This window comes from Streptomyces sp. x-19 (assembly GCF_046549115.1).
In the GTDB taxonomy this organism is placed as follows: Bacteria; Actinomycetota; Actinomycetes; order Streptomycetales; family Streptomycetaceae; genus Streptomyces; species Streptomyces albulus_C.
The window spans coordinates 1-13212 of record NZ_JAJPWK010000058.1; the positions used below are offsets into that span (position 1 = coordinate 1).

The window sequence follows — 13212 nt, forward strand, 5'->3', positions numbered from 1 at the left end:
GGTGTCCGGACGTAAAGCGCAGCAGTCCGGACACCCCACCACCCGCACCCCCGGCACCGCACCCGACCAGCCCCGCGCAGCGGCCCCGCGCCGCAGGCGCAAACGGCAACCCCCATGGCGGGAACGCCGACAACGTGGGAAGAGGCCCGCGCCGTCAGGCGCAAACGGAAACCCCCGCGGCGGGACGGCCGACCACGTACGACGAAGCCCCGCGCAGCGGAGCCGGTCGAAATCCCGCTCAGCGGGAACCCGCTCTCCCCGGGCGCCCGTCGCCGCGCTTAGCCTCCCGGAACAGACCTACCGCCCCGTGGAGGACCACATGCTCACGGACCGCCAACGGAAGCTCGCGGCAGGGCAGTTGCGCGACGCCGAGCGCGCCGGCCGGCCCATCGCCCCGCTTACTGAGGAATTCTCCGGCCTCGGTGCCGACGACGCCTACGAGATCCAGTTGCTCAACATCCGGGAGCGGATTCGGGCGGGTGCCACCGTCACCGGCCACAAGGTCGGGCTCTCGTCCGAGGTCATGCAGCGCATGATGGGTGTCGACGAGCCCGATTACGGCCATCTGCTGGACGACATGGAGCTGCACCCCGGCACCCCCGTCCCGCTCGCCCGGTACTGCGCCCCGCGCATCGAGGTCGAGGTCGGCTTCGTGTTGGGTGACGACCTGCCGGGCGAGGACTGCACTGTCGACGACGTTCTCGCCGCGACCGAACGGGTCGTGCCCGCATTGGAGTTGATCGACAGTCGGATCCGTGATTGGCGGATCACGCTGCCCGACACCGTCGCCGACAACGCCTCCTCGGCCGGTTACGCCGTCGGTGAGGGCCGCGACCCGCGCGAGCTGGACCTGAAGGCCGTCGACGCGGTGCTGCACCGCGGCACCGAGCGGATCACGGAGGGCCGTAGCGACGCCGTGCTGGGCGACCCGACCCTGGCCGTCGCCTGGCTCGCCCGGACCGTCGCCCGCTTCGGCGTGCCCCTGAGGAAGGGCCACCTGGTCCTGCCCGGCTCGTGCACCCGGGCCGTCGACGTCGCCCCCGGGGCGACGTTCACCGCCGACTTCACCGGGCTCGGCCCGGTTTCGCTCTCCTTCGTCTGAGGCCCCGCCGACCGGGCGGCCCCGCGGCTCGGCCCGTCCACCGGTGGGTCCCCCGTTCCCCTCAGCCCCTTCACCCGAGAGGTGATGATGACCCGCACGACCAAGGCCACCGCGGCCATCGTCGGTTCCGGCAACATCGGTACCGACCTGCTGTACAAGCTTCAGCGCTCCCCGCTGATCGAGCCCCGCTGGATGATCGGTGTCGACCCGGACAGCGAAGGGCTCGCCCGGGCCCGCCGCGCCGGCATCGAGGCCAGTCATGAGGGCGTGGACTGGCTCCTGGCCCAGGAGGAGAGCCCGGACCTGGTCTTCGAGGCCACCTCCGCCGGCGTCCACCGCGCCAACGCCCCCCGTTACGCCGAGCGCGGCATCAAGGCCGTCGACCTGACTCCGGCGGCGGTCGGCCCCGCCGTCGTCCCGCCCGCCAATCTCACCGCGCATCTCGACGCCGACAACGTCAACATGATCACTTGCGGCGGTCAGGCCACCATCCCCATGGTGTACGCGGTCTCCCGGGTCGTTCCGGTCCCCTACGCGGAGATCGTCGCCTCGGTGGCCTCCGTCTCGGCCGGGCCCGGCACCCGCGCCAACATCGACGAGTTCACCCGCACCACCGCCCGCGGCATCGAGCGGATCGGCGGTGCCGGGCGGGGCAAGGCGATCATCATCCTCAACCCCGCCGAACCGCCGGTCATCATGCGCGACACCGTCTTCTGCTCGATCCCCGAGGACGCCGACCGGGACGCCATCGCCCAGTCCGTCAAGGAGGTCGCCGAGCAGGTCGCCAGTTACGTCCCCGGCTACCGGCTGCGCGCCGAGCCGCAGTTCGACGATCCGTCGGTGGTCAACGGGGGGATGGCCCGGGTGGCCGTCTTCCTGGAGGTCGAGGGTGCGGGCGACTTCCTGCCGCCGTACGCCGGCAACCTCGACATCATGACCGCCGCCGCCACCAAGGTCGGCGAGGAGTTCGCGAAGGGCATGCAGGCATGAAGAGCTATTCCGACACCCTCGACATCCGCGTCACCGACTCCTCGCTGCGCGACGGCTCGCACGCCAAGCGGCACCAGTTCACCGTCGAGGACGTCCGGTCCGTCGTCGCTGCGCTGGACGACGCCGGCGTGCCGGTCATCGAGGTCACCCACGGCGACGGGCTCGGCGGTTCCTCGTTCACTTACGGCTTCTCCAAGACGCCCGAGCAGGATCTGATCAAGACTGCCGTGGAGACCGCCCGGCAGGCGAAGATCGCGTTCTTGATGCTGCCCGGCCTCGGCGTCAAGGACGACATCCGTGCCGCGCACGGCAACGGCGCGACCGTCTGCCGGATCGCCACGCACTGCACCGAGGCGGACATCTCCGTCCAGCACTTCGGGCTGGCGCGGGACATGGGACTGGAGACCGTCGGGTTCCTGATGATGGCGCACTCCACCACCCCCGAGGCGCTCGCCCGGCAGGGCCGCATCATGGCGGACGCCGGCTGCCAGTGCGTCTACGTCGTCGACTCGGCCGGCGCCATGGTGATGGACGACGTCACCCAGCGCGTCCAGGCACTGGTCGCCGCGCTCGGCGAGGACGCCCAGGTCGGCTTCCACGGCCACGAGAACCTGGCCCTGGGCACCGGCAACTCCATCGCCGCGATCCAGGCCGGCGCCCGCCAGATCGACGGTTCCACCCGCCGGCTGGGCGCCGGCGCCGGCAACACCGCCGTCGAGGCGCTGGTCGCGGTCTGCGCCAAGATGGGGATCCGCACCGGCATCGACGTCCTGAAGATCATCGACGCGGCGGAGGACGTGGTCCGCCCGGTGATGGACGAAGAGTGCCAACTCGACCGACTGGCCCTCCTGATGGGTCACGCGGGGGTCTACTCCAGCTTCCTCAAGCACGCCTTCCGGCAGGGCGAGCGGTACGGCGTGTCCGCCGCGCAGATCCTGCTGCGCGCCGGCGAACGCCGGCTCGTCGGCGGCCAGGAGGACCAGCTCATCGACATCGCCGTCGAACTCGCGGCGCAGAAGTAGCAGGGAGAGAACGATGACCGCACTCAACGACGAGGCCCGTGTCATCGAGGCGGCCGAGCCGCCCACCCGGTTCGCCCGGGGCTGGCACTGCCTGGGTCTGGCCGAGACCTTCAAGGACGGCCAACCGCACGAGATCGAGGCGTTCGGCACCAAGCTCGTGGTCTTCCAGGGCGCGGACGACGGTGCACTGCACGTCCTCAACGCCTACTGTCCCCACATGGGCGGCAACCTCGCCCGGGGCAGCGTCAAGGGCGACACCGTCGCCTGTCCGTTCCACGACTGGCGCTGGTCCGGCAACGGCCGCTGCGCCGGCATCCCGTACGCCCGCCGGGTCCCGCCGCGGGCCCGCACCCGGGCCTGGACCGCCCTGGAGCGCAACCAGCAGCTCTACGTCTGGAACGACCCCGAGGGCAACCCGCCGCCGCCCGAGGTCACCATCCCGGAGATCGAGGGCGCCGGCCACCCCGACTGGTCCGCCTGGTCCTGGAACACGCTGCGGGTCGACAACTCCAACTGCCGCGAGATCGTCGACAACGTCGTGGACATGGCGCACTTCTACTACATCCACTACTCGTTCCCGACGTACTTCAAGAACGTCTTCGACGGGCACATCGCCACCCAGTACATGGAGTCGTCCCCGCGCGGCGACATCGAGGTGACCACCCCGGCCTCGGCCGGCGACCTCCGCTCCGACGCCTCGTACTTCGGCCCGTCCTACATGATCGACAAGCTGTGGACGGACGTGGGCGCCGGGGTCGACATGGAGTCGGTCCTCATCAACTGCCACTATCCGGTCGACGCCAACAGCTTCGTGCTGATGTACGGCGCGATCGTCAAGAAGCTGCCAGGCATGACCGACGAGGAGGCCGCCGAGGCCGCCCGGATGGCGTCCGAGGGGCTGAAGGTCGGCTTCGAGCAGGACGTGGAGATCTGGCGGAACAAGACCCGGATCGACAACCCCCTGCTGACCGAGGAGGACGGTCCGGTCTACCAACTCCGCCGCTGGTACGAGCAGTTCTACGTCGATGCCGCCGACGTCAAGGACGAGATGGTGCGCCGGTTCGAGTTCGAGATCGACACCGAACGGGCCAACACGGCCTGGCGCGCCGAGGTCGCCGACAACCTCGCCCGCCGCGCGGCCGGGGCGTGACGGTGCGGCCCGTGATCTGCGGGACCTGCGGCAACCAGGTCCTCTGCGAGAAGTTCAGCCCCGCCCACACCCAGGTGCAGTGGACCGAGGACGCGGCCGACAGTTGCCCGCGGATCGGCGCGCGGGTGGCGGCCGGCGAAGCGAGCGCCCGGGTCCGCTCGTGCGACGCGCTGCGCGCCAGCATCGCCCGCGCGGTCGCGGACGGCACGTTGGTGGTGGCCGACAAGGACGGCAACCCGGTGCCGGACGCGACCGCGCGACCGGTGGTGGCCGATGCCTGAACCGCGAACCCACCGGCTGCGGATCGCCGAGGTGATCGAGGAGACCGCCGACGCCCGCTCGCTGGTCTTCGAACCACGGCACCAACTCCCTTACGCACCAGGGCAGTTCCTGACCTTCAAGCTGCCGGGTCGGGACGGCGGGGCGGCGGCCCGCTGCTACTCCCTGGCCAGCTCCCCGCACACCGGCGAACCGATGAAGGTCACCGTCAAACGGGTGCCGGGCGGCCACGGTTCCAACTGGCTGTGCGACCACGCCCGGCCCGGCACGGAACTGGAGGTGCTGCCGCCGGCCGGCACCTTCACCCCGCCCGGCCTCGACACCGACCTGCTGCTCGTCGCCGGCGGCAGCGGCATCACCCCGGTGATGTCGGTCCTGAAGTCGGCGCTCACCGAGGGCACCGCCCGGCACGTCCTGCTCTACGCCAACCGCGCCGAGTCCGCCGTCATCTTCCGCGGCGAACTGCGCGAACTGGCGGAGGACTACCCGGACCGGCTGGTGGTGCTGCACTGGCTGGAGAGCCTCCAGGGGCTGCCGGACCCGGGCCGGCTGGCCGCGGTGCTCGCGCCGCACGTCGGCCGCGAGACGTACCTGTGCGGTCCGCAGCCGCTGATGGACTCCGCCGAACAGGCCCTGCGCTCCTTGGGCGCGCCCAAGGAGCGGCTGCACCGGGAGCGGTTCTTCTCGCTCAGCGGGGCCGCGGCGTTCGAGGCGCCGGAGCCGACCGGGGCGGCCGACGCGGCCGGGCCGGTCGACCGGGACGACGCGGCTGCCGCGACCGCCCACGTCGAGCTCGACGGCGAGACCCACCAGGTCCGTTGGCCGGCCGGCACCCCCTTGCTGGACGCCCTGTTGGCCGCCGGGGTCGACGCGCCGTACTCCTGTCGCGAGGGAGCCTGCGCGGCCTGCACCTGTCGGGTCGTCAGCGGCGAGGTGTCGATGGCCCACAACGAGGTGCTGGACTCGGAGGACCTGGCCGAGGGCTACGTCCTGGCCTGCCAGGCGGTCGCGGCCGGCGGCGCGGTGAAGATCAGCTACAGCTGACCGGTGGGGGCGGCGGGGCGGCGGGCACGGTGCCCGCCGCCCCCACCGTGCGTTCCCCGCCGTTCCCGCGCGCCGCGGAGGCCATGCCCTCACATCCACTCGCTGTCCCGCATCCAGGCCAGGGTGTTGGTCATCGCCGCGGGCGACATCGCCGGCCCCAGGTGCGGCACCTGAGCGGGGCGGTGCGGCCGGACGGTGCGCCGACCCGGCCCGAACAGTGACCGCCACACCGTGCGCGCGCAGTCCGCGACGGCCGGGGCGAGCCGGTCCAGTTCCCGGTGGGCGCCGTTGCCGGAGAGCGAGATCGCGGCGATCGCCCGGCCCGAACCGCGCAGCGGCACGGCCACGCACGACACCCCCCGGTACGCCTCCTCGTGGTCGTAGGCGACGCCGCGGGACCGGGCCGTCGCCAGTTCGGCGCGCAGTGCCTCCGGCCGGCAGATGGTCCGCGGCGTCCGGGGCCGCAGTCCGCGCCGGACCACCTGCTCCACCACCGCGTCGTCGCTGAACGCCAGGATCGCCTTGCCGGAGGCGGTGCAGTACGCCGGCTGCCGGCCGCCGACCCGCGAGGGCACCGCGGTGTCGGCCGCCCCACCGATCCGTTCCACGTGGACCACCTCGGCCTCGTCCAGCACCGCCAGGTGCACCAGATGGCCGGTCGTCTCATGCAGTTCGTGCAGGTGGGGCAGGGCGGCCCGGCGCAGCCGGTGGTGGTGCGAGGCCAGTGCGCCCAGTTCCAGCACCCCCATGCCGAGCCGGTAGCCGCGGCCCTCCCGTTCCAGCCAGCGCAACCCCTGCAACTGGTCCAGGATCCGGTGCGCCGACGAGCGCGGCACCCCCGAACGTTCCACCACCTCGGTGAGGGTGAGCCGGGCCTCGGTACTGCTGAACGCGTTCATCACCCGCGCGGCCTTCTCCAACAGCGACAGTGGTCCACAGTCGCCCCCGGCGCTCTGTTCCGGCATCGGCACACCTCCCACAACAACGGCGAAACCCCAGGTCCGGGCCGAAGCGGAGGCCCCCTATCGGGTTCTCGCGGATTGTCGGGAACGTTGCCAGCCCTCCCGCTGAGTGGGAAGAGGGTATTTCGTTTCGGAATAGTAAAGCGTAGGTTCCTGCCACCCCTGCCGCGGGACGGCGCGGCAGGGCCCTACCTCAGATCGAATCGAGAGGGGATGCGCATGCGCGACGAAGACGTCCTCGCAGCGGTCCGCGAACTCGCCCCCACCCTGCGTGAACGCGCCGCCGAGGCGGAGGAGCTGCGCCGGGTGCCGGACGCCTCCATCAAGGACCTCACCGAGACCGGTTTCTTCCAGCTCCTCCAACCGCGGGCGTACGGCGGACTCGCCGCCGACCCGCTGGTGTTCTACCGGGCCGTCAAGGAGATCGCCCGGGCCTGCGGCTCCACCGGCTGGGTCGCCTCGGTCATCGGCGTCCACCCCTGGCAGGTTGCGCTCTTCGACCCGCGGGCCCAGGACGAGGTCTGGGGCGACGACCCGCACACCCGCATCAGCTCCTCCTACGCGCCCACCAGCCAGGTCACCCCGGTCCCCGGCGGCTTCAAGGTCTCCGGCCGCTGGCACTTCTCGTCCGGCTGCGACCACGCCGACTGGGCGCTGCTCGGCGGGCTGGTCACCGACGGCGACGGCAAGCCCGTCGAGATCTACACCTTCCTCATACCCCGCGCCGACTACCGCATCATCGACGTCTGGGACACCGTCGGACTGCGCGGCACCGGCAGCAACGACATCGTCATCGACGAGGTCTTCGTCCCCGAGCACCGCGCCCTCGGCTTCGGCCCGGTCAGCGCGCGGGACTGTCCCGGCCACGCCGTCAACCCCGAGCCGCTCTACCGGATGCCCTACGCCGCGGTGTTCACCACCACCATCTCCACCCCCATCGTCGGCATCGCCGAAGGCGCCTACGAGGGCTACGTCGCCGCCACCCGGGAGCGCTTCCGGGTCTCCTACGGCCAGAAGGTCGTCGAGGACCCCTTCGCCCAGGTCCGGATCGCCCGCGCGGCCAGCGACATCGACGCGGCCTGGCTCCAACTCAGCCGCAACATCAGCGAGTTGTACGACCTCGCGATGCGCGGCGAGGACCTGCCGATGGCCCTGCGCACCCGCGCCCGCCGCGACCAGGTGCTCGCCACCGAACGTGCGGTGGCCGCCGTGGACCTGCTGATGGAGAACTCCGGCGGCAAGGCCATGCGCACCGGCCCCAACGTCGTCCAGCGCGCCTGGCGCGACGCGCACACCGGCCGCGGCCACGCGGCCAACGACCCGGAACGCGCCCTCGTCCTCTTCGGCCAAGGCGCCCTCGGCCTCGACATTCAGGACACGATGCTGTGACCACCGACGCGAAGCTCACCTACCAGAGCACCTCGAAGACCGCCAAGGCCGGGGAGCTCACCCTCCACTACAACGAGGCCGGCGACCCGGCCGCGCCCGTCGTGATCATGCTGCACGGCGGCGGCCCCGGCGCCTCCGGCTGGTCCAACTTCGGCCGCAACCTGCCGGTCTTCGCCGCGCACTTCCGCACGCTGCTGATCGACCAGCCCTGTTACGGCGCCTCCGACAAGCCCGAGCTGACCAAGGACTTCTTCTCCTTCGCGGCCGACGCCGTCGCCGCCCTCATGGACCAACTCGGCCTGGAGAAGGCCCACTTCATCGGCAACTCGCTCGGTGGTGGAACCGCCACCAGGATGGCCCTCGACCACCCGGAGAAGGTCGACAAGCTCCTCCTCATGGGCCCCGGCGGCATCTCCGTCAACCTCTTCGCCCCCGACCCCACCGAGGGCATCAAGAAGCTCTTCGCCTTCAACGGCACCGCCGAGCCCACCCGCGCCATGATGCGCGACTTCCTCACCACCCTCGCCTACGACCCCGCCCTGGTCACCGACGAGTTCGTCGAGGAACGCTACGCCCGCGCCACCGACCCCGAGGCCAAACTCGGCAACGACCGGATGGCCGCCTCGTTCGCCAAGTGGCCCGCCGACACCATGCTCTGGCGCGAGGCCCACCGCATCACCCACCCCACCCTGCTCACCTGGGGTCGCGAGGACCGGGTCAACCCGCTCGACGGCGCCCTGGTCGCCCTCAAGACCATCCCGCACGCCCGACTGCACGTCTTCCCGCACTGCGGCCACTGGGCGCAGACCGAGAAGTTCGACGAGTTCAACCGCCTAGCCCTCGACTTCTTCCGCCACTGACGCCACCCGGCACCGAAAGGCACGGCCATGGACATCCGCTCTCTGGGCTACCTGCGCATCGAGACCGCCCGGCTCGCCGAGTGGCGCACCTACACCCTCGACATCCTCGGCATGGTCGAGGCCGAGGGCAGCACCGACGAGGTGCTGCACGTCCGCATCGACGACCGCATCCGCCGCTTCTCCTTCGAAACCGGTGAACAGGACCGGCTGCTGGCCGCCGGCCTCGAGGTCGCAGGCCGAGCGGCGCTCGCCGAAGCCGCCGCCGAACTGGAGGCCGCCGGCGTCGCCGTCAAGCACGCCGACCAGGCCACCCTCGACGACCGCCGCGTGCAGGGCCTCATCCACTGCACGGACCCGGCCGGCAACCCCCTGGAGATCTACTGGGGCCAGGCCCAGGACCACACCCCGCTCGGCACCCCCTACGGCAACCGCTTCGTCACCGCCGACCACCTCGGCCTCGGCCACGTCGTCCTGCCGGCCCCCGACATGGACGCCGCCGTCTCCTTCTACGAGGACCTGCTCGGCTTCCAACTGCGCGACCGGATGAAACTCCCCCCGATCGCCGTCCCGACCGGCGAACCCGGCCGCGACCACTACTGGATGAACTTCCTCAGCCCCAACGCCCGCCACCACAGCCTCGGCCTCTACCCCGGCGCCCTGCCGCCCGGCATCGTGCACTTCATGGTCGAGCTGGAGACCCTCGACGACGTCGGCTTCTGCCTGGACCGGATGCACAAGGCCGGCATCCCCATCGCCTCCTCCCTGGGCCGCCACTCCAACGACCACATGGTCTCCTTCTACGCCCAGGCACCCGGCGGCTTCCAGGTCGAGTACGGCTGGGACGGCCTCCTCGTCGACCCCGCCACCTGGGCCACCAAGGAGATCACCGCCGACAGCTTCTGGGGCCACCAGTGGAACGGCTGATCGAACCCACCACGTTCCGGGACGTCCTCGGCCGGTTCGCCAGCGGCATCACCATGGTCGCCACCCTCGACGCCGACGGCGCGCCCGCCGGACTGGCCTGCCAGTCCTTCGCCTCGCTCTCCCTCGACCCCCCGCTGATCCTGCTCTGCATCGGCAAGCACTCCACCAGTTGGCCGCGGATCGCGGCCGCCGGCCGCTTCGCCGTCAGCGTCCTCGCCGAGGAGCACCGCGCGGCGTGCGCCAGCCTCGCCGCGTCCGGCACCGACAAGTTCGCCGGGCTGTCCTGGCGGCCCGGCCCGCACGGCACCGTCCACCTGGACGGCGCGCTGGCCACCGTGGACTGCGCGCTGGACGCGGTCCACGAGGCCGGCGACCACCTCCTCGTCACCGGCCGGGTCCTGGACCTGGCCGCCCGCGACGACGGCGCACCCCTGTTGTACTTCCGCGGCGGCTACGCAACGGGAGCCTTCGCATGACCCACTCCCTCTTCCAGAAGATGGGGGCGCCACCGATCGACGTGGCCCGGGTGACCTCCGCGCCACCCGTGCGCACCGAGGTCACCTGGGACGACCGCGACGTGCGGCTCTACCACCTCGCGCTCGGCGCGGGCGTCCCCGAGACCGACGAACGCGAACTGGCCTACGTCTACGAGCGGCACGCCCGCGGCCTGGCGGTACTGCCCACCTTCGGCACCGTCGCCGGCGGCACCGGCGGCATCGGCTTCCAGGTCTTCGACCTGCCCGGCGTCCACCTCGACCTGGCCCAGGCACTGCACGGCGGCCAGGAGATCACCGTGCACCGCCCGCTGCCCGCCGCCGCCCGCGCCACCGCCGTCACCCACGTCCCCGCGGTGTACGACAAGGGACGGGCCGCCGTCCTCGTCCAGGAGTCCACCCTCCTCGACGACGACGAACGGCCCCTGCTCACCCAGCGCAACCACATCTTCGTGCACGGCGCCGGCGGCTTCGGCGGCGACCGCGGTCCCAGCGACCCCACCCCCGTCCCGGACCGGGCCCCCGACCACCTCTTCGACCTCCCGACGATGCGTCAACAGGCCCTCCTCTACCGCCTGACCGGCGACTGGAACCCGCTGCACGCCGACCCCACCACCGCCCGCACCGCCGGCTACGACCGCCCGATCCTGCACGGCCTGTGCACCTTCGGCATGGCCGTCAAGGCCGTCACCGACCGGCTGCTGCGATCCGACCCGACCCGGGTCACCGGCTGCCGCACCCGCTTCGCCGGGGTCTTCTTCCCCGGCGAGACGCTGCGCCTGCACCTGTGGCACCACCCCGACGGCAACGGCTACCTGCTCCGCGCCACCGCCCCGGACCGCGACGACGCCGTGGTCCTCAGCCACGCGGCGATCACCGTCCGCTGACCACCCACCGCACCAACGGAGCTGCGATGAAAGACAGTTGGGACCACACCTACGACGTAGTGATCGCCGGGTCCGGCGCGGCCGGCTTCGCCGCCGCCCTCACCGCCCGCCTGCGCGGACTGCGCCCCCTGATCATCGAGAAGACCGACCGCTACGGCGGCTCCACCGCCCTGTCCGGCGGCGCGATCTGGGTACCCACCAACTTCCACCTCGACGACGCCGGCCTCGGCGACACCCGGGAGAAGGCCCGCGCCTACCTCGACGCCACCATCGGCGACCGCGTCCCCGACGCCCTCAAGGACGGCTACCTCACCAACGGGCCCAAGATGGTACGGGAGTTCCACGACCGCACCGCCGTCCGCTTCGTCTACACCCCCGGCTACTCCGACTACTTCCCCGAGGCCCTCGGCGGCTACCCCCAGGGCCGCTCCGTCGAACCCGCCGTCTTCGACTTCACCAAACTCACCGCCGAACAACGCGCCACCATGCGCCGGTCCGAGCTGCCCAACTACGGCCTCACCATCACCAGTTACGACTTCCGCTACCTCAACATGGTCGCCCGCACCTGGGCCGGCCGCCGAGCCTCCGTCAAGGTCGGGCTGCGCGCCGTCAAAGCCCTGGCCACCGGCGCCAAACCGCTCTCCCTCGGCGAGGCCCTGATCGCCCGGATGCGGCACTCCCTGCACGCCCTCGGCGGCGACCTGTGGCTGTCCACCCAGCTCACCGGCCTCATCGAAGAGGACAGCCGGATCGCCGGCGTCCGCGCCCTCCGCGACGGCCGCGAGATCACCATCCGCGCCACCGGCGGCGTCATCCTGGCCTCGGGCGGCTTCTCCCACAACCAACAACTCCGCGAGAAGCACCTGCCCGCCCCCACCTCCGCCGCCTGGACCTCCGCCTCCGAGGGCCAGACCGGCGACGCCCTGCAACTCGGCATCGAGGCCGGCGCCGCCACCGACCTGCTCGACAAGGTCTGGGGCGCCCCCTCGGTCTGCCCGCCCGGCGCACCCCCCTTCTTCCTCGTCGCCGACCGCGGCATCCCGGGCATGGTCATCGTCAACCAGGCCGGCGAACGCTACGCCAACGAGGCCGCCCCGTACCACCAGTTCGTCGACGCGATGTACGCCGCACACACCCCCGAGGCGTCCACCGTCCCCTCCTGGCTGATCCTCGACGCCCACTCCAAGTCCCGATACCTCTTCACGGGCCTCTTCCCCGGCCAGCCGTTCCCCAGCAAGTGGCTCTCCGAAGGCTTCGTCAAGAAAGCCGGCTCGGTCGCCGCCCTGGCCGAGGCCACCGGCATGCCCGCCGACCGCCTCGCCGCCACCCTCGACCGCTTCAACGGCTTCGCGCACGCCGGCCGGGACGACGACTTCCACCGCGGCGACAGCGTCTACGACCGCTACTACGGCGACCCCACCCTGCCCAACCCCAACCTCGCCCCGCTCACCAAACCCCCCTACTACGCCATCCCCGTCCACCCCGGCGACATCGGCACCAAGGGCGGCCTCGTCACCGACGCCGACGCCCGCGTGCTACGCGAAGACGGCAGCCCCATCGACGGCCTCTACGCCTCCGGCAACGCCTCCGCCGCCCCCATGGGCGAGACCTACCCCGGCCCCGGCGCGACGATCGGCCCCGCGATGACGTTCAGCTGGGCGGCGGTCAACCATGTAGCGGGGCTTTAGCCTTCCCACGTTTTTGGCTTTCCCGCCGTGGGGCGTCTCGCCGTTGCGCCGGGCGGCGCGGGGCGGTGTCCGCGGCGCGGGGCTTGTGGGTGCGGTGCCGGGTTGGCGGGTGGTGGGGTGCCCGGACTGCTGCGCTTTACGTCCGGGCACCCCACCACCCGCCAACCCGTCCCCTCCCGTGGGTGGGTGGAAAGGGGTGGGTTGGGGCTTGTGTTGGTGGGTTGCTGCGGCTTCGTGGGTGGATTCACATGCATGGGCGTACCCAGGGGTTTCACGTGTGTGAGCGCGTCCAGGGTGGTGGCCGGCACCGACCCGCCGGACCTCGGCCCCCACCCACCCGTCTTTCCCCCACCCTCAACGGGAGGGGGCGGGGGGGGGGGGGGGGGGGGGGGGGGGGCGGCCGCCGCGGGGCGGGACGCGC

Annotated in this window: 13 protein-coding genes; 12 read left to right on the plus strand and 1 reads right to left on the minus strand. The window is 71.9% G+C overall.

What is annotated here, in order from left to right; translation table 11 throughout:
- Nucleotides 1–319: 319 nt before the first annotated feature.
- The 6 genes from ACLJT4_RS41570 (at nt 320) to ACLJT4_RS41595 (ending at nt 5587) form a co-directional block, all read left to right on the plus strand.
- Nucleotides 320–1102, plus strand: coding sequence for a 2-keto-4-pentenoate hydratase (locus ACLJT4_RS41570; protein ID WP_411130327.1), 783 nt, complete (start codon nt 320–322; stop codon nt 1100–1102).
- Between the two features lie 87 nt (nt 1103–1189).
- Nucleotides 1190–2092 (plus strand): acetaldehyde dehydrogenase (acetylating), encoded by a 903-nt coding sequence (locus tag ACLJT4_RS41575; RefSeq protein ID WP_411130339.1) that lies wholly within the window; start codon nt 1190–1192, stop codon nt 2090–2092.
- Nucleotides 2089–3114 carry a 4-hydroxy-2-oxovalerate aldolase gene (gene dmpG / locus ACLJT4_RS41580; RefSeq protein ID WP_411130328.1) on the plus strand — a complete coding sequence of 342 codons (1026 nt, stop codon included), beginning with the start codon at nt 2089–2091 and terminating at the stop codon, nt 3112–3114. The genes ACLJT4_RS41575 and dmpG overlap by 4 nt, the downstream gene beginning before the upstream one ends.
- A 13-nt stretch (nt 3115–3127) precedes the next feature.
- Nucleotides 3128–4264 (plus strand): Rieske 2Fe-2S domain-containing protein, encoded by a 1137-nt coding sequence (locus ACLJT4_RS41585; RefSeq protein ID WP_016576334.1) that lies wholly within the window; start codon nt 3128–3130, stop codon nt 4262–4264.
- A gap of 11 nt (nt 4265–4275) precedes the next feature.
- Complete coding sequence (locus tag ACLJT4_RS41590) at nt 4276–4545, plus strand: hypothetical protein (protein ID WP_411130330.1); 270 nt, start codon at nt 4276–4278, stop codon at nt 4543–4545.
- On the plus strand, nt 4538–5587 hold the full coding sequence (locus ACLJT4_RS41595) for a 2Fe-2S iron-sulfur cluster-binding protein (protein WP_411130331.1): 1050 nt from the start codon (nt 4538–4540) through the stop codon (nt 5585–5587). Before ACLJT4_RS41590 ends, ACLJT4_RS41595 begins: the two co-directional genes overlap by 8 nt.
- An 89-nt stretch (nt 5588–5676) precedes the next feature.
- On the opposite strand, the gene ACLJT4_RS41600 is transcribed toward ACLJT4_RS41595, so the two are convergent.
- Nucleotides 5677–6552, minus strand: coding sequence for an IclR family transcriptional regulator (locus tag ACLJT4_RS41600; protein ID WP_233658553.1), 876 nt, complete (start codon nt 6550–6552; stop codon nt 5677–5679).
- A 210-nt stretch (nt 6553–6762) separates the two neighbouring features.
- On the opposite strand from ACLJT4_RS41600, the gene hsaA reads away from it, so the two are divergent.
- The 6 genes from hsaA to ACLJT4_RS41630 are packed head-to-tail and all read left to right on the plus strand — an operon-like array spanning nt 6763 to nt 12791.
- Nucleotides 6763–7938 (plus strand): 3-hydroxy-9,10-secoandrosta-1,3,5(10)-triene-9,17-dione monooxygenase oxygenase subunit, encoded by a 1176-nt coding sequence (gene hsaA, locus ACLJT4_RS41605; protein WP_411130332.1) that lies wholly within the window; start codon nt 6763–6765, stop codon nt 7936–7938.
- Nucleotides 7935–8798, plus strand: coding sequence for a 4,5:9,10-diseco-3-hydroxy-5,9,17-trioxoandrosta-1(10),2-diene-4-oate hydrolase (gene hsaD, locus ACLJT4_RS41610; RefSeq protein WP_411130333.1), 864 nt, complete (start codon nt 7935–7937; stop codon nt 8796–8798). Before hsaA ends, hsaD begins: the two co-directional genes overlap by 4 nt.
- A gap of 27 nt (nt 8799–8825) precedes the next feature.
- Nucleotides 8826–9722, plus strand: coding sequence for a VOC family protein (locus tag ACLJT4_RS41615; RefSeq protein WP_411130334.1), 897 nt, complete (start codon nt 8826–8828; stop codon nt 9720–9722).
- A complete protein-coding gene (locus ACLJT4_RS41620) occupies nt 9710–10198 on the plus strand; it encodes a flavin reductase family protein (protein WP_411130335.1) in 489 nt (162 codons plus the stop codon). The genes ACLJT4_RS41615 and ACLJT4_RS41620 overlap by 13 nt, the downstream gene beginning before the upstream one ends.
- On the plus strand, nt 10195–11103 hold the full coding sequence (locus ACLJT4_RS41625) for a MaoC/PaaZ C-terminal domain-containing protein (RefSeq protein WP_411130337.1): 909 nt from the start codon (nt 10195–10197) through the stop codon (nt 11101–11103). The genes ACLJT4_RS41620 and ACLJT4_RS41625 overlap by 4 nt, the downstream gene beginning before the upstream one ends.
- A 26-nt stretch (nt 11104–11129) precedes the next feature.
- Nucleotides 11130–12791: an FAD-binding protein gene (locus tag ACLJT4_RS41630; RefSeq protein WP_411130338.1), complete on the plus strand. Its 1662-nt coding sequence runs from the start codon at nt 11130–11132 to the stop codon at nt 12789–12791.
- Nucleotides 12792–13212 lie beyond the last annotated feature (421 nt).

Coding starts and splice junctions, on each gene's coding strand:
- ACLJT4_RS41585 (WP_016576334.1), top strand. CDS start 3,128: ATGACCGCACTCAACGACGAGGCCCGTGTCATCGAGGCGGCCGAGCCG.
- ACLJT4_RS41575 (WP_411130339.1), top strand. CDS start 1,190: ATGACCCGCACGACCAAGGCCACCGCGGCCATCGTCGGTTCCGGCAAC.
- ACLJT4_RS41625 (WP_411130337.1), top strand. CDS start 10,195: ATGACCCACTCCCTCTTCCAGAAGATGGGGGCGCCACCGATCGACGTG.
- dmpG (WP_411130328.1), top strand. CDS start 2,089: ATGAAGAGCTATTCCGACACCCTCGACATCCGCGTCACCGACTCCTCG.
- hsaA (WP_411130332.1), top strand. CDS start 6,763: ATGCGCATGCGCGACGAAGACGTCCTCGCAGCGGTCCGCGAACTCGCC.
- ACLJT4_RS41615 (WP_411130334.1), top strand. CDS start 8,826: ATGGACATCCGCTCTCTGGGCTACCTGCGCATCGAGACCGCCCGGCTC.
- ACLJT4_RS41600 (WP_233658553.1), bottom strand. CDS start 6,552: ATGCCGGAACAGAGCGCCGGGGGCGACTGTGGACCACTGTCGCTGTTG.
- ACLJT4_RS41595 (WP_411130331.1), top strand. CDS start 4,538: ATGCCTGAACCGCGAACCCACCGGCTGCGGATCGCCGAGGTGATCGAG.
- ACLJT4_RS41570 (WP_411130327.1), top strand. CDS start 320: ATGCTCACGGACCGCCAACGGAAGCTCGCGGCAGGGCAGTTGCGCGAC.
- ACLJT4_RS41630 (WP_411130338.1), top strand. CDS start 11,130: ATGAAAGACAGTTGGGACCACACCTACGACGTAGTGATCGCCGGGTCC.